This window comes from Aeromicrobium sp. Sec7.5 (genome assembly GCF_036867135.1).
Lineage (GTDB): Bacteria > Actinomycetota > Actinomycetes > Propionibacteriales > Nocardioidaceae > Aeromicrobium.
Genome location: NZ_JBAJIJ010000001.1, coordinates 1,931,558 through 1,952,474, shown reverse-complemented (window position 1 = coordinate 1,952,474; position 20,917 = coordinate 1,931,558). Strand labels below are relative to the sequence as shown.

Here is a 20,917-nt window from a genome sequence, read left to right as displayed (position 1 = left end):
GTCGCGGGCCCCGACCACCGTACGCGGTCGCGCCGGTGCGCCCTATGCTCGGCGACATCGACGAGACGGGCCACCCGGGCCGCGACGTGACGAGCGGCTCGAGGGCCGCGGGCGAGGAGACTGACGTGGGAGAGTTCGTGCGGCTCGAGGTTGCCGACGGGGTGGGAACGATCCGCCTCGACCGTCCCAAGATGAACGCGCTCGACGCCCAGGTGCAGCGTGAGCTCATCGAGGTCGCCCGCGAGGCCGACACGCGCGACGACGTCGCCGCGGTCGTGGTCTACGGCGGCGAGCGGGTGTTCGCCGCCGGTGCTGACGTCAAGGAGATGGCGGACATGACGTACCAGGAGATGGTGCGGCATGCTCACTTGCTCCAGGACTTCACGCGGGCCATCGCGGCCATCGGCAAGCCCACGGTGTCGGCCATCACGGGTTTCGCGCTCGGCGGAGGATGTGAGCTGGCGCTGAGCACCGATCTGCGGTTCGCGGCGGAGAACGCCAAGCTCGGCCAGCCCGAGATCCTGCTGGGCATCATCCCCGGTGCCGGCGGCACGCAGCGACTCGCCCGACTCGTCGGACCGTCCACCGCCAAGGACCTGATCTTCACGGGACGTTTCGTCGACGCGCACGAGGCGCTCGCGATCGGCCTGGTCGATCGGGTGATTCCGGCCGAGGACGTCCATGCCGAGGCCGTCGCCTGGGCCGCCCAGTTCGTGGGCGGTGCGTCGCTGGCCCTGCGGGCTGCCAAGGCCGCGGTCGACCGCGGCCTCGAGGTCGACCTGCAGTCGGGGCTCGAGATCGAGCGCGTGGAGTTCACCGGACTCTTCGCCACCGACGACCGCACCGCCGGAATGACGTCGTTCGTCGAGAACGGTCCGGGCCAGGCGACCTTCACCGGGCGGTGACCCGCCTCGAGCACCCCTGATGCGTCCCGGGGTCCCGCTCGGGAATTGCATGGACGCGAGTGACTATTGAGGCATACTGATGCGGACGTGACCCACCATGCCCGCGAGGAAAGGGAGTCATGAGCGACTCAGACGAGAAGCCGACGACCGGTAGCGCTGCTTCCGACCCCTTGCGGGTCGCGGCAGAGATGATCGAGGACTCCGGTGACGAGCGAGCTTCTGCGGCCTCGACGGGCTCCGCCGGTCGGCCGTTGTCCGCGCGGGAGCGACGTGCCGCAGCCAAGGCGGCGCGTCTGGAGGCCGCCAAGCGGCGCCGCGACGAGCGCACGTCCCGCAAGTCGTCCGATGACGAGACTCCCGAGGTCCAGGAGGTCTCCGCCGAGGTCGAGGCCACCCCGGCCCCGGCCGAGCCGCAGACCCTCGCCCAGAAGCTCGAGGCGGCACGCCACGCCGCCGCGCAGCGCAACGACACGAGCGAGTCGACGCGCGAGATGAGCCGCGACGAGATCTCCGACGAGATCCAGCGTGGTCAGGAGCCCGAGGTCGCGGCCCGCCCGGACCCGCTCACCGACCCGCTCACCGACCCGTCGCCCTACGCCGACCGCGAGCTGGCCGACGACGGACCGCGGGAGTCCGTGTTCGGTCGCCTGTGGAGCGCCGCCACCGCCGGCGAGCTGGCCGCGGAGGACAGGAAGGACGCGGAGCCGGCGGCAGAAAGTACCCCGGAGCCCGAGCCCGAGCCCGAGCCGCAGCCTGAGCCGGTGGCCGAGAGTGCTCCGGAGCCCGAGCCGCAGCCTGAGCCGGTGGCCGAGAGTGCTCCGGAGCCCGAGCCGCAGCCTGAGCCGGTGGCCGAGAGTGCTCCGGAGCCCGAGCCGCAGCCTGAGCCGGTGGCCGAGAGTGCCCCGGAGCCCGAGCCGCAGCCTGAGCCGGTGGCCGAGAGTGCCCCGGAGCCCGAGCCGCAGCCTGAGCCGGTGGCGGAGAGTGCCCCCGAGCCCGAGCCCGAGCCCGAGCCCGAGCCGCAGCCTGAGCCGCAGCCTGAGCCGGTGGCCGAGAGTGCCCCCGAGCCCGAGCCCGAGCCCGAGCCGCAGCCCGAGCCGGCGTCCGAGCTCTACGTCGCCCCGGCGCCAGTGGCGGCCGGTCCGACCTTCGCCGAGAAGCTCGCCGCGGCCAGTGCTGCCGCCCAGGGCCGCGTCGCCGCGGCCCGGGCCGAGGCGGCCCGGCTCATGGAGGAGGCGGCTCGCGAGCGGGCCGACCTGGAGGCTCGGCTCGAGGCCGACGAGATCCGTCAGCGTGAGGCAGCCGCCCAGAAGCTCCAGGCGGCCGAGGAAGCCGCCGAGGAGCGTGTCGCCGCGGCCCGGGCCGAGGCCGAGCGTGTCAACCGTGACATCCAGAGCGAACGTGCCGCCGCTGCGGCCCGCATCGCTCAGCTCCAGCGCGAGTCCGACGAGCGGGTCACCTCGGCGAAGACCGAGGCCGAGCGCTCCGCCGCCGCTCGCATCGCCGAGGCCGAGGCCGAGGCGCACCGTCTCGTGCAGGCGGCCGAGGACGAGGCGGCTCGCAACACCGAGAAGCGCATCGCCGAGGCCGAGGCCGAGGCCGAGCGCACGGCCCAGGAGCGGTTGAAGGCTGCTGAGGAGGATGCGGAGCGTCGCATCCAGGCCGCCCAGGCCAAGGCCGACGAGGTCGCGCGCCAGGCCGCGCAGGAGCGGGAGACGGCCCGGGCCCAGCTCGCCGCCGAGCGCGAGGAGGCCGACCGCCGCCTCGCCGAGGTCAAGGCCGAGGCCGACAAGATCGTGCGGGACGCCGAGGAGACGTCGGCCAACCACATCGCCGCGGCGAAGGGTGAGGCCGAGAAGTACGCCCAGGAGGTCGCGGCCGAGCGTGTCGCGATCGCCGTCCGGGTCGCTGACGCCGAGCGCGCCGCCGAGGAGAAGCTCGTCGCGGCCAAGGTCGAGGCCGAGCGCCTCGCCTCCGAGGCCGCATCCCGGCACGAGGCGGCTGCGGCCGAGCTCGCTCGCGAGCGCGACGAGGCGAAGTCCCTCGTCGCCGAGGCCGAGGCCCAGGCGCGCCGCCTGGCCGAGGAGTCGGAGGCACAGCGCGTCGAGGCCGCCCAGCGGCTGGCGGACGCGGAGCGCATCGCCGAGGAACGCGTGCGTCTGGCCCAGGCCGAGGCCGAGCGGGTCGCCGCGGAGGCCGCGGAGGCCGCCCGTGTGGCGGCCCAGGCCCGTGCCGAGGGTGAGCGCCAGCAGGCGCTGGCTGCCGAGGAGGCCCGCCGAGACGCCGAGCACAAGGTGGCCGAGGCCGAGCGGTCCGCGGCCGAGAAGGTGGCCGCTGCGCAGGAGGAGGCCCGTCGGGTCGCCTCCGCGGCCGAGGCGGAGTCCCAGCGGCGGATCGCGCAGGCTCAGTCCGAGGCCGAGCGCGTCACGATCGCGTCCAAGCGTGAGGCGCAGGAGCGCCTGAGCCAGGCTGTCGCTGCCGCCCGTGAGGCCGCCGAGCAGAAGCTGCAGGAGGCCGAGCGCACCGCGATGGAGTGGGTCGCCGCCGCCGAGGCCGAGGCCGAGCGCGTCGCCCAGGAGCACATCGTCATGGCGAACCAGGTCGCGAAGGGCACGCCACTGGCGCCGTCCGCGCCGACGGCGTCCGAGTTCATCGACGACGGCGGGGACGCCGTCGACGACGACTCGGACGAATCGCTCCAGGAGGTGAGCGGTGAGTCGGGGGCCCTTACCTCCCCGACCAGAAAAAGAGTCGTTCGACGTAAGTGAGGCACCTCGGGAACCGTCCGACTCGGACGGTCTCGAGCGACGTGTCGCTGGCCGCACGGTCGCCGGCACGAGTCCGCTGCAGCGTGCCCTCGCGGGCCTGACGACTGCGGGGGAGTGGGCCGCACAGGCCGAGGCCGAGGAGCGCGCGTCCGCCGAGCGGCACGAGCCGCCGCTCGCCACCGAGGACACCGAGGACACCGAGGACACCGAGGTCGACCACGCGGACGACTCCGCCGCGGCCGTCGACCTGGTGTCCGACGCCGCTCCTGACGAGCCCGCGGAGCCGACGCCCCGCGAGCTGGCGCGTCAGCGGAAGGCCGAGGCGCGCGAGGCGCGTCGTGCCGAGAAGGTGGCGCACCGCGAGGCCCGCAGGTCGGCGCGACAGGCCCCGAAGACCGCTGTGGAGCCCGCCGCGCCCGTGGACGCCGCCGAGGTGCCCGAGGACCAGCTCGTGCCGGCCCCCGAGGTCGCCGCGCCGCGTTCCGACGTCCGCGCGCGCCGCACCGCCGCCAAGGAAGCGCGCCGCGAGGCTCGTGCGGCCGCACGACAGGGCTCGCAGGCCGATGTCGAGCCTGCGGCACCTGAGCGCTCGGCCGAGTCCGAGACGGTCGACGAGCAGCTCCCGCCGACCCCCGAGGTCGACGCGGCGCAGGACGGCTACCTGTCGGTCGTGGACACGTCTGCGGCCGCTGCCCCGCGGCCTGACCGTCGCGGACGTCGCACCGCGGCGAAGCACGCCCGCCGTGCCGCTGCCGCCGAGCGCCGGCAGGCGCGCGCCGAGGCGAAGAGCCGCCGTGACGACGTGGTCGAGCCGGCGCCCGAGAAGCACGACGATGTCACCCGCGATCGGGAGCCGGACGAGATCGATCGCGAGCTCGCCGCAGACGACGCTCCGACCGAGCTCGCCGCGGTCGCCGCCGCGGCCGCGGCCGAGGAGCGCCTGGAGGCGCAGCGGGCGGAGGCGGAGCAGCTCGAGGCCCAGCGGCTGGAGGCCGAGCGCCTGGAGGCGGAGCGCCTGGAGGTCGAGCGACTCATCGCCGAGGAGCTGGCGGCCGAGCAGGCCGAGGCGGAGCGTGTGGAGGCCGAGCGGGCCGAGGCGGAGCGTGTGGAGGCCGAGCGGGTTGCCGCTGCTGCCGCGCTCGCCGACACCCGGACCGACTCGCTGCCGGAGGACGAGCCCGGTGCCGAGGACGTGCCTGGTGTCGAGGACGTGCCTGGTGTCGAGGAGCAGGTCTCCGCCGAGCCGGAGGTCGACTGGGAGGACGTCGAGCGACGTGCCACCGAGGCGGCCGTGGCCGTCTCGGCCCGAGCGACGGCCCGCGAGCAGAAGGCGTCAGACCGGCAGCGCAAGATCGAGGCGAAGGCAGCCGCGAAGCTGGAGAAGCAGCGTGCGCGGCACGAGTCCCGCGACATCGACGATGTGCCCGAGCCTCCCGACGTGGCCGGCGGTTCGGCTCGTACGTCCCCGCTCACGGTGCTCGCCGCCGTCGTCGGGGCCGGGGGCCTGATCCTGTCGGTCCTGCTGGCCGTCGGAGCGATGCTCGCAGCGCTCGGCACGGACTCCGGCACGTTCTACTCGGTCGTCTCCACGATCTGCGACGGGCTCACCGCCCCGCTCGGTGGTCTGGTCGACTTCTCAGGGTCCAACGCCGCCCAGAAGGAGGCGCTCGTGGCCTGGGGCCTGGGTTCCATCGTGTACCTCGCGATCGGCCTCGGAGCCCAGTCCGTGCTCCGGTCCCGCACCGACGACGACTGACGGAGCCGGGCCGGTGTGACGCAGTCGATGCCGCGCCCCGGTCGCCCCGAATGCTACGAGTGGGTAACATGCAGGTTGCTGAGGGTCGCCTCACTGTCGCTGGTTTCGCAGTGGCACAGTGTCCCCAGGTGTCACCGAACCGGTGGCCGCGACGCCGATCCCGGCGCCGTGAATCCCGAACCTTCCAGGAGGGTCCCCGTGACCAAGATCGTTGTTGCGGTCAAGTACGTCCCGGATGCGACGGCCGACCGAACCTTCACGTCCGACAACACCGTCGACCGTGAGGGTGTCGACGGGCTGCTGTCCGAGCTGGACGAGTACGCGGTCGAGCAGGCGCTGCAGGTCGTCGAGGCCGGCGAGGGCGAGGTCACGGTCGTGACCGTCGGCCCCGAGGACGCCGCTGACGCCGTGCGCAAGGCGCTGCAGATGGGCGCCTCGGCCGGAGTCCACGTCGTCGACGACGCCATCGCCGGTTCCGACGCGTTCGCGACCTCGCTCGTGCTCGCCAAGGCCATCGAGAAGCTCGACTACGACATGGTGTTCTTCGGCATGGCCTCCACCGACGCCAGCATGGGTGTCGTCCCGACGCTCGTCGCGGCGCGCCTCGGTCTGCCGGCCGTGACGTTCGCGTCCGAGATCACGGTCGACGGCGACACGGTCAAGATCCGCCGCGACGGCGACGCCGCGACGCAGGAGATCGAGGCGACCGGCAAGGTCGTCGTCTCGGTCACCGACCAGACCGGTGAGGCTCGCTACCCGTCCTTCAAGGGCATCATGGCGGCCAAGAAGAAGCCGATCGACGAGTGGTCGCTCGCCGACCTGGGTGTCGAGGCCTCCGAGGTCGGTCAGGGCAACGCCTGGACCGCCGTGGAGTCCTATGAGCCCCGCCCGCCGCGCACCGCCGGCGAGATCGTGACCGACGAGGGCGACGGCGGCTCCAAGCTCGTCGAGTTCCTCGCCTCCAAGAAGTTCGTCTGAAAGGGAACGGGACATGTCTGAAGTTCTCGTGCTGATCGACGCCCCCGAGGGCAAGGTCACCAAGCCGTCGCTGGAGCTCCTCACGATCGCCCGCCGCATCGGCGAGCCGTCGGCCGTCGTCTTCGGCTCCGAGGTCCCCTCGCAGCTCGCCGAGTACGGCGCTGAGAAGGTCTACCAGCTCGACGACGCCGTCTACGGCGAGTTCCTCGTGGCCCCCAAGGCCGAGGCGCTCGCGCAGCTCGTCGCCGACAAGAGCCCCGCCGCGGTGCTCGTGCCCGCCACGACCGAGGGCAAGGAGATCGGCGCCCGCGTGGCGCTGGCCACCGAGTCCGGTCTGATCACCGACGCCGTCGACGTCTCCGTCGACGGTGACACGATCACCACCACCCAGAGCGTCTTTGCCGGCAACTTCACCGTTGACGCGAAGGTCACCCAGGGTGCGCCGGTCATCGCCGTCAAGCCGAACTCGACCTCCCCGGAGGCCGCCTCGGCCGCCGGTACCGTCGAGGCCGTCTCGTTCGACGTCACCGACGCGGGCAAGGGCGCCAAGATCACCTCCAGCAAGCCCAAGGAGGCCTCGGGCCGTCCCGAGCTGACCGAGGCCGCGATCGTGGTCTCCGGCGGCCGTGGCACCGGTGGCGACTTCTCCGAGGTCGAGGCGCTCGCCGACTCGCTCGGTGCCGCCGTGGGCGCCTCGCGCGCCGCGGTCGACTCCGGCTGGTACCCGCACTCGTTCCAGGTGGGCCAGACCGGCAAGGTCGTCTCGCCGCAGCTGTACGTCGCCAACGGCATCTCCGGTGCGATCCAGCACCGCGCCGGCATGCAGACGTCCAAGACGATCATCGCGGTCAACAAGGACGAGGAGGCGCCGATCTTCGAGCTCGTCGACTTCGGCGTCGTGGGCGACCTCAAGGCCGTCCTGCCGCAGGCCACCGAGGCCATCGTCGCGCGCAAGGGCTGATCCTCGCCCCTGAGCGACACCGCACGACCTGCTCGACACCAGACCCCCGGACCCTCGTGGTCCGGGGGTCTGGTCATGTCCGCGACCGTTCGACGTCGACGCGCGTCCACCGCGGGTTCGGTGTCGATTCGATGAAGTAGCCCGTCGGGACTACTGCGACGTGGTCCGTTGGTGATACTCATGGTGGATTCATCGGCTGGCCCGTGCCACCGCACGGGCCACCCATCAACAGGAGGAATGGATGCGACTCACACGACGAGTCCGCCACACGGGCGTTGCCCTGGTGGCCGCGAGCGCCTTGGTGCTCTCCGCATGCGGCGGAGGTGGGTCCGACAAGGACACCTTCCGCATCGCCTACAACGGCGACGGCGGCCACAAGGAGTGGGCCGACGCCACGGCGAACCAGATCAAGAACGTGCTGGGCATCGACGCCTCCGGCCAGTCGTACGCGACGTTCGACGACCTGCGCACGGACGTCACCGAGCGCACGATCGAGACGTCCTTCCGCACCGGTTGGCAGCCCGACTACCCGTCGATCTACAACTACCTCGGCCCGCTGTACGGCACCGACGCAGGATCCAACGACGGCGACTACTCCGACGAGGAGTTCGACGACCTCCTCGAGCAGGTCAGCGCCGCGCAGGACGACACCACGGCGTTCGCGCTGCAGGACCAGGCCCAGGAGATCCTCCTGGAGGACCTGCCGGCCATCCCGCTGTGGTACTCCAACAACTCCGGGGCGGCGTCGACCAACGTCGAGAACGTCGAGTTCACGTGGCAGAACATGCCCGACTTCGGTGCGATCACGAAGCCGGCGGGCGGTCCGATCCTGGCCTACGGCGGACAGCCGCAGAACCCCCTGATCCCGACCGCGACCAACGAGAACCTCGGCGGCCGCATCATTGACGAGCTCTGGGAAGGTCTGGTCCGCTACGAGAACGACGGCACCGCGGTCAACGCCGTGGCCGAGTCGATCACGTCCGAGGACAACCTCACCTGGACCGTCAAGATCAAGCCGGGCCTGACGTTCTCCAACGGCGAGCCCATCAACGCCGAGTCGTTCGTGACGCCCTGGAACTACGGTGCGGTGGGCGCGAACTCGCAGCTCAACTCGTACTTCTTCTACCCGATCAAGGGCTTCGACGAGGCGCAGGCCGACGAGGCCGACAGCCTCTCGGGCCTCACGGTCGTCGACGACCAGACGTTCACGATCGAGCTCAACCAGCCCGAGGCCAGCTTCCCGGACCGCCTCGGCTACTCGGCGTTCTACCCGGTGCCGGCATCGGCGTGGGACGACCTCGAGGCGTTCGGGCGCAACCCCGTCGGCAACGGTCAGTACAAGCTGGCCTCCGCCGACGCCTGGCAGGACGACGTCGAGATCGCACTGGTGCCCAACGAGAACTACCAGGGTGAGGTCCCGGCGGCCAACGCCGGCCTGACCTTCAAGTTCTACGCTGACAGCGCCGACCCGGCCTACACCGATCTCCAGGCCGGCAACCTCGACGTGATGGAGCAGGTCCCGGCGAGCGCGCTGTCGACCTTCGAGACCGACGACAAGGTCCAGGCGTTCAACTCGCCCGGCTCGGTGTTCCAGTCCTTCACCATCCCGCAGGACGCGCCGCACTTCGAGGGCGAGGAGGGCCGCCTGCGTCGCCAGGCCATCTCGATGGCGATCAACCGTGAGGAGATCTGCGACAAGATCTTCAACGGCACCCGTACGCCGGCCACGGAGTTCAGCTCCCCGGTCATGCCCGGCTACAACGGCACCATCGCCGGCAACGAGGTCCTCCAGTACAACCCGGAGAAGGCCAAGGAGCTGTGGGAAGAGGCCAACGCGATCAGCGAGTGGAAGAACTGACGCTCGCGAGCTGATCGACGAGATCGCGCCTGTGGGGCGACGCCTGGCGTCGCCCCACAGGCGCGGTCCGCCCGGCGCAGTCCCACCAGGACGCGTTCACGCGGCACCCTCCCGGCGAACCCGGGGGAGCCGTCCCCATGTTGACCTGACTCCAACCCCCGGAGGCACCCGTGTGGTGGTACATCACCAAGCGTGTCCTGCAGACGATCCCCGTCGTGCTCGGCGCGACCTTCATCATCTACGCCTTGGTCTTCCTACGACCCGGTGACCCGATCGTCGGCCTGTTCGGTGACAAGCCGGTCAACGAGGCCACGCGCGCCGCCCTGGAGTCGCAGTACAACCTCGACAAGCCGTTCCTCGTGCAGTGGCTGCTCTTCCTCAAGGACGCCCTCGTCTTCGACTTCGGTCAGTCCTACACGGGCCGCTCGGTCAACGAGCTCCTGGCGACCACCTTCCCGACCACCATCAAGCTCGCCTTCATGGCGCTGTTCATCGAGCTCGTCCTCGGTGTCCTGGCCGGCACGATCGCCGGACTCCGCAAGGGCAAGCTCTTCGACTCGACGATGCTCGTGGCGTCGCTGCTGGTCATCGCGGTCCCGATCTTCGTGTTCGGCTTCGTGATGCAGCTGTTCTTCGGGGTGAAGTGGGACCTCGTTCCGCCCACGGTGGGCAACAACGACAGCTTTACGAACCTCCTCCTGCCGGCAACCGTGCTGGGACTGGTGTCGTTCGCGTACGTGCTGCGCCTGACCCGCTCGGCCGTCGCCGAGAACCTGCTGGCCGACCACGTCCGCACCGCCCGCGCCAAGGGGCTCTCCGAGGGCACCGTGACGCGGCGGCACGTGCTGCGCAACTCGCTGATCCCGGTCGTCACCTACCTCGGCACGGACCTCGGTGCCCTCATGGCGGGCGCGGTCGTGACCGAGGGCATCTTCAACATCAACGGTGTCGGCGGCCTTGCCTACGATGCGATCCGCACCGGCGAGAGTCCGACCGTCGTCTCGGTCGTGACCGTCATGGTGCTCGTGTACGTCGCCACGAGCCTGCTCGTCGACCTCCTGTACGCCGTTCTCGATCCGAGGATCCGATATGCCTGACGTCTACCCGGGCCAAGAGCGCTGGGTCGCTCCTGTGGCCGAGACCCCGCTCAAGGACGTCGACGCCGTCGACACCGAGGCCGCGCCGGAGAGCCAGTGGAAGGAGGCCTGGAAGCGGCTGCGCCGCAACCCGCTGTTCTGGATCTCGTCCGGCCTGCTGACGCTGCTCGTGATCGTGCTCGCCGTGCCGGGACTGTTCACCGACGCAGACCCGGCCTACTGCGTCCTGACCGACAGCCTGGCCGATGCTCGCGCAGGCTCGCCCTTCGGCTTCGACAAGCAGGGCTGCGACGTCTGGTCCCGAACCCTCTACGGGGCGCGTGCGTCGGTTCTCGTCGGGGTGCTCACGACCCTGCTCGTGACGCTGATCGGCATCGTCACCGGCGCCATCGCCGGTTTCTACGGCACCTTCCTCGACGCGATCATCTCGCGCCTGGGCGACATCTTCTTCGCGATCCCGCTGCTGCTCGCCGCGATCGTCACGCTGTCGATCATCAACAACCTCAACCCCGACCGTGGGTTCTGGGGTGGCAGCCTCGCGATCGTGCTCACGCTCGCCCTGTTCGCCTGGCCGCAGATCACCCGTCAGATGCGAGCCTCGGTGCTGCAGGTCAAGAACCTGGAGTTCGTCGACGCCGCGAAGGCCATCGGCGCCACGCCGCGCGTCAACCTGATGCGCCACATCGTGCCGAACTCGCTGGCGCCGGTCATCGTCACGGCGATGATCTCGCTCGGCGTGTTCATCACGACCGAGGCGACGCTGTCGTTCCTGGGTCTCGGGCTGCCCAGCAGCGTCGTGTCCTGGGGCAACGACATCTCCGCGGCGCAGAACCTCGTCCGGTCCGGTCAGGACCTCTCGGTCATGTTCGTCCCGGCCGGCGCGCTGGCCCTCACGGTCCTCGCGTTCATCCTGCTCGGCGACGCCGTCCGCGACGCCCTCGACCCGAAGGCGGGCAAGTCATGACGCAGACGCCGACGCCCACACCGCTGCTGGAGGTGCGCGACCTCGACGTCGCCTTCCGGGTGGACAAGGAGGAGGTCCCGGCGGTCCGAGGGGCCAACCTCACCGTGTACCCCGGGCAGACCGTCGCGATCGTGGGGGAGTCCGGCTCGGGCAAGTCCACGACCGCGCATGCCATCATCGGGCTGCTGCCCGGCACGGGGCATGTCACCGGCGGGCAGATCCTGTTCGAGGGCCGTGACATCGCCCAGGCGCGCAAGAAGGACATCATCGCGCTGCGGGGCTCCTCGATCGGCCTCGTGCCGCAGGACCCCATGTCGAACCTCAACCCGATGTGGCGTGTCGGGGCACAGATCAAGGAGTCGCTCAAGGCGAACGACATCGCCTCGGGCAAGCTGGCCGACCAGCGCGTCGTCGAGCTGCTCGAGGAGGCGGGTCTGCCCGAGGCGCAGCGTCGGGCGCGGCAGTTCCCCCACGAGTTCTCCGGGGGCATGCGCCAGCGGGCCCTGATCGCGATGGGCCTGGCGGCACGGCCCAAGCTCCTGATCGCCGACGAGCCCACCAGCGCGCTCGACGTCACGGTGCAGAAGCAGATCCTCGACCACCTCGACACCCTCACGGACGAGCTCGGGGTCGCGGTGCTGCTCATCACGCACGACCTCGGGCTGGCCGCGGAGCGGGCCGACCATCTCGTCGTGATGTACAAGGGCCAGGTCGTCGAGTCCGGGCCGGCGCTGGAGATCCTGCAGGACCCGCACCACCCGTACACGCAGCGGCTCGTGGCCTCCGCCCCCTCGCTGGCGTCCCAACGACTCTCGTCACTCGAGCACCGGGCCGAGGTGCGCGAGCAGGCGCTCCAGGCCGCCGGCGAGGCGGCCTCCGGGGTCGCTGATGGTGCCGAGTCGCCCGGACCGGGTGCGGACGACGTCATCACGGTCGAGAACCTCTCGAAGGTGTTCAAGCTGCCCGGCAAGAGCCCGTTCTCGCGGTCCGACTTCCTGGCGGTCGACGACGTCTCGTTCTCGCTGCGTCGCGGCACCACCACGGCGATCGTGGGGGAGTCCGGATCGGGCAAGTCCACCGTCGCCCGCATGGTGCTGGGCCTCCTCGAGCCGACGTCAGGAACCGTCAGGTTCGACGGGGTCGACGTGGAGAGCATCGAGAGCAAGGCCGACCAGCTGCGCCTGCGCCGTCAGATGCAGCCCGTGTTCCAGAACCCGTACGCCTCGCTCGACCCACAGTTCACGATCTACCGGTCGATCGAGGAGCCGCTGCGCACGCACGACATCGGCACCTCGAAGGAGCGCGAGGCCAAGGTCCGCGACCTGCTCGACAAGGTGGCGCTGCCCACGAGCGTCATGCGGCGCTTCCCGCACGAGCTGTCCGGCGGTCAGCGGCAACGCGTCGCGATCGCCCGCGCCCTCGCGCTCGAGCCCGAGGTCGTGATCTGCGACGAGGCGGTGTCGGCGCTCGACGTGCTCGTCCAGGCGCAGATCCTGACGCTCCTCAACGACCTGCAGGCCGAGCTGGGCCTCAGCTACCTGTTCATCACCCACGACCTCGCGGTGGTGCGGCAGATCGCCGACGACGTCGTCGTGATGCAGAACGGGCGCGTCGTCGAGGCGGCTTCCGTCGAGCAGGTCTTCAGCTCGCCGCAGCAGGACTACACGCGTGCGCTGCTCGAGGCGATCCCCGGCGGCTCGATCCCGCTCGGTGCCGTGGAGGCCGGCGACGACCTGCCCGAGGTGGGCGTCGACGACTGACCAGCAGGTGACGCAGACGCGACGAGGGGCCGTGAACCAGATGGTTCACGGCCCCTCGTCGTTCGGTGCTAGCGCCCGCTCTTGTCGGACCGGCGCATCGCGCGCTTGATCCGCACGTCGACCGGATCGCCGAGGTGGTCGTCGAAGTTGTCGACGAGCTCCTCCGTGACCTGACCGGCCAGCTCGGTCTGCCACTCGCGCTCACGGGCGCGACGGGCCAGGCGGGTGATCTCTCGGTGCTCGGTCTTCAAGGCCTTGTAGGTCGCGAAGGCCATGGCGATCATCACGACGCTGAACGGGACCGCTGTGAGGATCGCTCCCGTCTGCAGGGCGCTCAGGCCGCCGGCCAGGAGCAGCCCGATCGCGACCGCACCCTCCATGACGGCCCACATGACCCGGCTCCACGTCGGCGGCTCAGGGTCGCCGCCCGAGGCCAGCATGTCCACCACGAGCGAACCGGAGTCCGAGGACGTGATGAAGAAGATCGTGACCAGCACGATCGCGATGCCGGACAGCAGCCCGCCGGCGGGCAGGTTGTCGAGGAGCTCGAACAGGACGTTCTCGGAGCTTCCGCCCGCCAGGTCACCCTCGTTCATCTCGCGCATGATGGCCGTGCCACCGAGCACCGTGAACCACAGGGCGGTGACGATCGTGGGCACCAGCAGCACGCCGGCGACGAACTCACGGATCGTGCGTCCGCGGGAGATGCGGGCGATGAAGACACCGACGAACGGCGCCCAGCTGATCCACCAGCCCCAGTAGAACGTGGTCCAGGCGGCCTGGAACTCCGGGCCACCCTGGGTCAGCGCACCGGTCTCGAAGCTCAGCGGGACGATGCCGATGAGGTAGTTGCCGATGTTCTGGACGAAGTCGCGCAGCAGGAAGAGCGTCGGGCCGAGGGCGGCGACGAGCACCAGGAAGACGGCCGCGAGCGTCAGGTTGGCGTTGGAGAGCCACTTGATGCCCTTGCCCACCCCGCTGACGACCGAGACGATCGCCACCGACGTGATCGCGACGATCACGATGACGCGGATGGGATCGGTGGGCGCGTCGATGATGCCCAGCTGGGCCATGCCGGCGGTGATCTGCTGGACACCCAGGCCCAGCGAGGTGGCGACACCGGCCACCGTGCCGACCACGGCGATGACGTCGACGACGTCGCCGAGCCGCCCCTTGACCCGGTCGCCGAAGATCGGCTCCAGGGTCCAGCGCAAGGAGACCGAACGTCCCTTGCGGTGGATCGCATAGGCCATCGCCAGGCCCACCACGACGTAGATGGACCACGCGTGGAAGCCCCAGTGCAGGAACACCTGGGTCATGGCGGCGTTCGCGATGTCCGCGTCGCTGCCGTCGACGCCGGGCTTGGGGTCGTTGTAGAACGTCAGCGGCTCCGCGGCACCCCAGAACACCAGGCCGATGCCCATGCCGGCCGCGAAGAGCATCGCGAACCAGGCCTTCAGGCTGAACTCGGGGGACTCGCCGTCCTTGCCGAGCGTGATGTCACCGAAGCGACCGATGCCCATCCAGACGGCGAAGACGACGAACCCGCTGACGGCGAGCGTGTAGTACCAGCCGATGCCGGAGACCACGTTGGACTGGGCCGAGGAGAGCACCTCCCCGGTCTTGTCCGGGAAGACGATGCTGGCCAGCACGACGGTCAGCAGAATGGCGACCGAGGGGTAGAAGACCCCTGGTGCGACCGAGGAGTACCACGGCCTCCGCTCGGGTGTCGAGGACGGTTTTTCGGCCGTGGGGGTGGCCATGAACAACTCCTTAGACGTAGCTATCGTGAGCCCTACGACCATGCCAGCCGTGACAGAAGTGGTCAAACGCGACTTGACCTGTTCGAACGAGTGTTCGATGATGGGCGAGTGGACCTGGACGAGCTGAGGCGACGAGTGGCACGCCTCGAGGGGCGTCCCGTCGACACGGCCACGGTCCCGGTCCACCCGGCCCTCGCGGGGCTCCTGACGCCCCGGGTCGGCGGGGTCTACGGCGTCGACGCCGCGAGCCTCGCGCTCACGCTCGCCTCGGGCCCGTCGGCGGCGGGTGCGTGGTGCGGGGTCGTCGAGTGCCCCGATCTCGGCCTGACAGCGGCCCGCGAGGCCGGCATCGACACCGACCGTCTCGTGGTGGTGCCCGATGCCGCCGAGCTCTGGTGGGAGGTCGTGGCGGCACTGGTCGACTCCCTCGCGCTCGTCGTGGTGCGTCCGCCGGCCCGGGTCCCGGCGCGCGACGCCGCCCGGCTGGCGGCGCGCCTGCGCACCCGGCAGTGCGTGCTGGTCGTGTGGGGGGAGTGGCCCCGGTGCGACGGGCGGCTCTCGCTCGTCTCCTCGCAGTGGTCGGGGGTCGGTCACGGGCACGGACACCTGCGCTCGCGGCGTGCCGTCATCGAGGCGCGCAGCGCCGTCGCGGTCTCACAGCGCCGCGAGGTCTGGCTCCCCGGCGACCCGGGTCACGGCGGGGGCGTCGGGCCGTGGGCGGCGGACGCTGCTCATGGCGGGGGTGCCCTTCGAGGCTCGCAAGCTCGCACCTCAGGAACCACCGGGCCGTGGGCGGCGGACGAGGCAGAGCCCGCGTTGCAGCTCCTGCGCGGTGCCTCGTGAGGACCCTCGTCGTGTGGTGCCCCGACTGGCCCGTCGTGGCAGCCGGCCTGCCGGCCACCGTGCCGGCGGCGGTGCTCGCCGGCGGGGAGGTGCTGGCCTGCTCGCCCGCGGCACGGGCGTCCGGGGTCCGGCGCGGCATGCGTCGACGCGACGCCCAGGCGCGGTGCCCCGAGCTGCGCCTGGTCGAGCGTGCTCCCCAGGTCGAGGCGCAGCGCTTCGACGACGTCCTCGAGGCGCTCGAGGAGCTCACGCCTGGCGTCGCCCCGATCCGTCCCGGACTGTGCGCGCTGCGGGTGCCCCCGCGCTACTACGGGGGTGAGCGCGAGACCGCCGCGGTCCTGGCCGAGCGGATCGTCGAGCTGGGGGTGTGGGACGTCCGGTGCGGCATCGCCGACGGCGTCTTCGCCGCCGAGCACGCGGCCCGCCGGGCCCTCACCCAGGACGTCTGGATCGTGCCGCCGGGCGGATCGGCCGACTTCGTGGGCGAGCTCGGCATCGACGTCGTCGAGGACGTCGCCCTCGCCGACCTGCTGCGTCGCCTGGGGGTTCGCACGCTCGGCGCGTTCGCCCGGCTCGCGCCCGGTGACGTGCGCACCCGCTTCGGCGACACCGGCGCACTGCTGCACCGGCTCGCCCGGGGCGAGGACCCGCAGCCCGTGGCCCGTCGCCAGGCACCGCCCGAGCTCGTGACCGGCACGGCGTTCGAACCGCCCCTCGAGACCTCCGAGGCCGCGGTGTTCAGCCTGCGCACCACGGCGGAGCAGTGTGTCGAGACGCTCGCCCAGCACGGACTCGTGGTCACGGCGGTGCGTATCGAGGTCGACTCCGGCGACACCACGGTCCAGTCCCGCACGTGGCGCCACCCCGCCTGGTTCGACGCCCCGGCGCTCCTCGACCGCCTGCGCTGGCAGCTCGCGGCTGCTGGTGACGATCGATCGGCCTGGCGCGAGGGCATCGGCGCGGTGCGCTTCGTGCCCGAGGAGACCTCGAGCGTGGGCGAGCACGCCGACACGCTGTTCGGCTCGGGCCCCGACGCCAAGGTCGAGGCCGGCGCAGCGCGAGTGCAGGCGTTGGCCGGTCCTGAGGCGGTGCAGGTGCTGCGCCCGCAGGGTGGGCGCGGCCCCGGCGACCAGGTGCACGCGGCGCCGTGGGGCGAGCGCGTCCCGGTCGCGCGCCCGGCCGAGCGGCCGTGGCCCGGTCAGATCCCGGCCCCGGCGCCGGCCACGGTCTTCGCCTCACCGAACCAGGCCGCCGTCGCCGGGGCGGAGGGGCAGCGCATCCTCGTCACGGCGCGGGGTGCGGTCTCGGCCGACCCGTCGCGGTTCCGGGTCTCCGCGGCCGAGCCCTGGCAGCAGGTCGCGGCCTGGGCGGGCCCCTGGCCCGCCGACGAGCGGTGGTGGGACGAGGCGAGCGCTCGCCGCGTCGCCCGTTTCCAGGTCGTCGGCGTCGACGGCCGGGCCTGGTTGCTGGTCCTCGACGGCGACACCTGGTTCACCGAGGCCCGCTATGACTGAGCCGCCACCCAGCCGGTCCTTGAGGTGCGAGCGAGGAACGAGCGAGCCTCGAAAGGACATCGGAACCGTCAGACGTGGTTTCGAGGCTCCGGCGCTGGGCGCCCTCGCACCTCAACCATCGGGCCGGCGCTGATGGGGTGGAACAACCCCGACCTGCCGTGGGGAGAGCTCGAGCGACGGCTCAGCGGGCGCACCGCGTCGGGCAAGCCGATCAGCGCCGAAGACGTCATCCGCGACGCCCCGATGTCGCGGCCCCGGCGGCGTCCGCCGGAGCGCACGATCCAGCGGTCCGGCAGCACGGTGCCCTACGCCGAGCTGCACGTGCACAGCAGCTTCAGCTTCCTTGACGGAGCCAGCGATCCCGACGCCCTGGTCGAGGAGGCGGTGCGACTCGGCCTCGAGGCGGTGGCGCTGACCGACCACGACGGCTTCGCCGGGGCGCCGGCGTTCGCCGAGGCAGCCCAGCTGCACGGGCTCAGCACGGTCTACGGCGCCGAGCTCTCGCTCGGCCTGCAGCGTCCACAGAGCGGGGTCGCCGACCCGGAGGGGACCCACCTGCTGGTGCTGGCCCGGGGCGCCGAGGGGTACCACCGGCTCGCGGGGGCCATGACCGAGGCGCACCTGGGCGGCGACGACAAGGGGCGCCCCGCGTACGACCTCGACGACCTCACCCGGCGTGGACGCGACCACTGGGTCGTCCTGACGGGCTGTCGCAAGGGCGCCGTGCGCACCGAGCTCGCTGCGGGTGGCCCGGCTGCGGCCGAGCGGGCCCTCCTGGAGCTCGTCGAGCGCTTCGGGCGTGAGGGCGTGGTGGTCGAGCTCACCGACCACGGGCTGCCGGACGACTCGGCCCGCAACGACCTCCTCGCCGCACTCGCCGACCGCCACGGCCTGGCGGTCGTGGCCACGCAGGCCGTGCACCACGCCACGCCCGGGGGCGGCCGGCTCGCCGCCGCGATGGCGGCCGTGCGCGCACGGCGCAGCCTGGCCGAGATCGACGGCTGGCTGCCGCCGTCGGGAACGGCGTACCTGCGCTCCGGCGACGAGATGGCGGCGCGGTTCGCCCGGTACCCCGGTGCGGTCGCCACGTCGGCGCGGCTGGCCGGCGAGCTCGCCTTCGACCTGCGTGCCGTCACCCCACGGCTCCCGGTCGTGACCCCCCACGGCCTCACCGACCGCCAGTACCTGCGCCAGCTCGCCGACGAGGGCATCCGTGCGCGGTACGCCCACGCCCCCGAGATCGCGAAGGCGCGCATCGACCGCGAGCTCGCCGTGATCGCCGAGAAGGGCTTCGAGGGCTACTTCCTGATCGTCCACGGCATCGTCACCGAGGCGAAGCGGCGCGGCATCCTGTGCCAGGGCCGGGGCTCGTCGGCCAACTCGGCCCTCTGCTACGCGCTCGGCATCACGGCGGTCGACTCGATCTTCTTCGACCTGCCGTTCGAGCGGTTCCTCGCGGCCACCCGGGAGGAGGAGCCCGACATCGACGTCGACTTCGACTCCGACCGGCGCGAGGAGATCATCCAGTGGGTCTACGACACCTACGGCCGCCGCAACGCCGCCCAGGTCGCCAACGTCATCACGTATCGGCCCCGGTCGGCGGTGCGCGACGCGGCCAAGGCGCTCGGCTACTCCGCCGGGCAGCAGGACGCGTTCTCGGCGCAGGTCGAGCGGTGGCGCGAGATCGACGCCGACGCCACCTTGCCCGCCCCGGTGCGCGACCTCGCCCAGGAGCTGCTCGGGCGCCCGCGCCACCTCGGCATCCACTCCGGCGGCATGATCCTGACCGAGCGGCCGATCGGCGAGGTGTGTCCCATCGAGCGGGCGCGCATGGCCGACCGCACCGTGCTGCAGTGGGACAAGGACGCCTGCGAGTGGATGGGCCTGGTCAAGTTCGATCTGCTCGGCCTGGGCATGCTCGGCGCCCTCGACCACTGCTTCCGGCTGATCGAGCAGCACCTGGGGGAGTCGTGGGGCCTCGACACGATCCCCAAGGACGAGGCGGGCGTGTACGACATGCTCTGCCGGGCCGACAGCGTCGGGGTGTTCCAGGTCGAGAGCCGGGCCCAGATCGGCACGCTCCCGCGCCTGCGCCCGCGGCGGTACTACGACCTCGCGATCGAGATCGCCCTGATCCGGCCCGGCCCCATCCAGGGCGGCGCGGTGCATCCGTACATCCGCCGGGCCACGGGGCACGAGACCATCACGTACCCGCACCCCGCCGTCGAGCCCGTGCTGCAGCGCACCCTCGGCGTGCCGCTGTTCCAGGAGCAGCTCATGCAGATGGCCATGGTGCTGGGCGACTGCACGGGCGACGAGGCCGATCTCCTGCGCCGGGCCATGGGGTCCAAGCGCGGCATCGAGCGCATCGAGTCGCTCGAGGCGCGTCTCTTCGAGGGCATGGCCGAGAAGGGGATCGTGGGGGAGGAGGCCGAGGCCATCTACGTCATGATCAAGTCGTTCGCCGACTTCGGCTTCGCCGAGAGCCACGCACTCAGCTTCGCGCTGCTGGTGTACGCCAGCAGCTGGCTCAAGCTGCACCACCCCGCCGCCTTCCTCGCCGCGCTGCTGCGCAACCAGCCCATGGGCTTCTACTCGCCGGCCTCGCTCGTGGGCGACGCGCGGCGGCACGGGGTCGAGACCCTGCGCCCCGACATCGCCCGGTCCGCGGCGCAGGCCGACCTGGAGCCGCTGGTCGAGGGTGTCACCGGCGTCACGGGGCTCGCGCCGTGCGCCGAGCGTGAGCAGCCGACGCCCGGTCCGTTCGACCCGCACGGTCCCGATCCCACGCCCGTGCACCGCCGCGACGGCCACTTCGCGGTGCGGCTCGGTCTCGACAGCGTGCGGGGCATCGGCCTCGAGGTGGCCCACCGCATCGCCGGAGCGCGGGCGGAGCGGCCGTTCGCCGACATGGCCGACGTCGCCCGGCGCACGGGTCTGTCGTCGGCGCAGATGGAGGCGCTGGCCACGGCGGGGGCGTTCGACGGCTTCGGCCTGAGCCGGCGGCAGGCCCTGTGGAACGCCGGGTTCACCGACGCACCCGACATGCTGCCGGGCACCGGAGCGTGGTCGCCGCCGCCGGTGCTGCCCGACCTCTCGGCGGTCGAGGAGACCCTCGCCGACCAGTGGGCCACCCGCATCACCCCCGATCGTCATCCGATGGAGCACCTGCGTGAGCTGCTGGCCGCCGAGGGCGTGCGCTCGGTCGGCGAGGTGCTCGCCACCCGGCCCGAGGGAGCGGAGGAGGAGGGACTGGCCGAGGAGGAGGGGCGCGTCGAGTCCGGCCGTCGCATCTGGGTCGCCGGCCTCGTGACCCACCGTCAGCGTCCGGGCACGGCCGGCGGCGTCACGTTCCTGAACCTCGAGGACGAGTCCGGCATGCTCAACGTCGTCGTGTTCGGCTCGGTGTGGGAGCGGCACAAGCGGATCTTCCGCTCGGCCGCTGGCGTCGTGATCCGGGGTCGCGTCGAGGTCACCGACGAACGGGTCGTCAACCTCGTCGCCGAGGTCGTCGACCGCATCGAGACCCGCTACCCGAGCGCCGCCCGCGCCGGAGCCGGCCCGCTGTCGGCCCGCCACCGCAGCAGGGACTTCCAGTGAGCGCTAGATCTGCGGCTCGGCGGACAGCGCGGGACACGCAGCATGGACCGGAGGTGATGGGCGCAGGCTCCGCGCGACCAACGGACATGCCGCCTCCAGATTTGCGCGCAAACTCCGCCGAAAGGAGCCTCCCGAGCCGAGTTTGCGCGCAAA

The 20,917-nt window shown here is 71.7% G+C and carries 13 protein-coding genes; 12 read left to right on the top strand and 1 reads right to left on the bottom strand.

What is annotated here, in order from left to right:
• The first annotated feature begins 44 nt into the window (after nucleotides 1-44).
• From V6S66_RS09755 to V6S66_RS09715, 9 genes are all read left to right on the top strand, one after another.
• On the top strand, nucleotides 45-905 hold the full coding sequence (locus V6S66_RS09755) for an enoyl-CoA hydratase/isomerase family protein (RefSeq protein ID WP_442885921.1): 861 nt from the start codon (nucleotides 45-47) through the stop codon (nucleotides 903-905).
• A 119-nt stretch (nucleotides 906-1,024) separates the two neighbouring features.
• Nucleotides 1,025-3,670 carry a hypothetical protein gene (locus V6S66_RS09750; RefSeq protein ID WP_334206546.1) on the top strand — a complete coding sequence of 882 codons (2,646 nt, stop codon included), beginning with the start codon at nucleotides 1,025-1,027 and terminating at the stop codon, nucleotides 3,668-3,670.
• Nucleotides 3,615-5,426 (top strand): hypothetical protein, encoded by a 1,812-nt coding sequence (locus tag V6S66_RS09745; protein WP_334206545.1) that lies wholly within the window; start codon nucleotides 3,615-3,617, stop codon nucleotides 5,424-5,426. Before V6S66_RS09750 ends, V6S66_RS09745 begins: the two co-directional genes overlap by 56 nt.
• 198 nt (nucleotides 5,427-5,624) lie before the next feature.
• Complete coding sequence (locus V6S66_RS09740; protein WP_334206544.1) at nucleotides 5,625-6,404, top strand: electron transfer flavoprotein subunit beta/FixA family protein; 780 nt, start codon at nucleotides 5,625-5,627, stop codon at nucleotides 6,402-6,404.
• 13 nt (nucleotides 6,405-6,417) lie between these two features.
• Nucleotides 6,418-7,365 (top strand): electron transfer flavoprotein subunit alpha/FixB family protein, encoded by a 948-nt coding sequence (locus V6S66_RS09735; protein WP_334206543.1) that lies wholly within the window; start codon nucleotides 6,418-6,420, stop codon nucleotides 7,363-7,365.
• Between the two features lie 241 nt (nucleotides 7,366-7,606).
• Entirely contained in the window at nucleotides 7,607-9,223 is a 1,617-nt protein-coding gene (locus V6S66_RS09730; RefSeq protein ID WP_334206542.1) for an ABC transporter substrate-binding protein, read from the top strand.
• A gap of 170 nt (nucleotides 9,224-9,393) precedes the next feature.
• Nucleotides 9,394-10,320: an ABC transporter permease gene (locus V6S66_RS09725; protein WP_334206541.1), complete on the top strand. Its 927-nt coding sequence runs from the start codon at nucleotides 9,394-9,396 to the stop codon at nucleotides 10,318-10,320.
• Nucleotides 10,313-11,284, top strand: coding sequence for an ABC transporter permease (locus V6S66_RS09720; RefSeq protein WP_334206540.1), 972 nt, complete (start codon nucleotides 10,313-10,315; stop codon nucleotides 11,282-11,284). The genes V6S66_RS09725 and V6S66_RS09720 overlap by 8 nt, the downstream gene beginning before the upstream one ends.
• Nucleotides 11,281-13,044, top strand: a complete 1,764-nt coding sequence (locus V6S66_RS09715) for an ABC transporter ATP-binding protein (protein ID WP_334206539.1) — start codon at nucleotides 11,281-11,283, stop codon at nucleotides 13,042-13,044. The genes V6S66_RS09720 and V6S66_RS09715 overlap by 4 nt, the downstream gene beginning before the upstream one ends.
• Nucleotides 13,045-13,112: 68 nt before the next feature.
• On the opposite strand, the gene V6S66_RS09710 is transcribed toward V6S66_RS09715, so the two are convergent.
• Complete coding sequence (locus tag V6S66_RS09710; RefSeq protein WP_334206538.1) at nucleotides 13,113-14,807, bottom strand: BCCT family transporter; 1,695 nt, start codon at nucleotides 14,805-14,807, stop codon at nucleotides 13,113-13,115.
• 108 nt (nucleotides 14,808-14,915) lie between these two features.
• Between V6S66_RS09710 and V6S66_RS09705 the strand changes: the two genes are divergently transcribed.
• The 3 genes from V6S66_RS09705 (at nucleotide 14,916) to V6S66_RS09695 (ending at nucleotide 20,764) form a co-directional block, all read left to right on the top strand.
• Nucleotides 14,916-15,650, top strand: a complete 735-nt coding sequence (locus tag V6S66_RS09705; RefSeq protein WP_334206537.1) for a hypothetical protein — start codon at nucleotides 14,916-14,918, stop codon at nucleotides 15,648-15,650.
• Nucleotides 15,647-17,164 carry a DNA polymerase Y family protein gene (locus V6S66_RS09700; RefSeq protein ID WP_334206536.1) on the top strand — a complete coding sequence of 506 codons (1,518 nt, stop codon included), beginning with the start codon at nucleotides 15,647-15,649 and terminating at the stop codon, nucleotides 17,162-17,164. The genes V6S66_RS09705 and V6S66_RS09700 overlap by 4 nt, the downstream gene beginning before the upstream one ends.
• 132 nt (nucleotides 17,165-17,296) lie before the next feature.
• The gene (locus V6S66_RS09695; protein ID WP_334206535.1) at nucleotides 17,297-20,764 is read left to right on the top strand and encodes an error-prone DNA polymerase; all 3,468 of its coding nucleotides are present in this window, start codon (nucleotides 17,297-17,299) and stop codon (nucleotides 20,762-20,764) included.
• Nucleotides 20,765-20,917 lie beyond the last annotated feature (153 nt).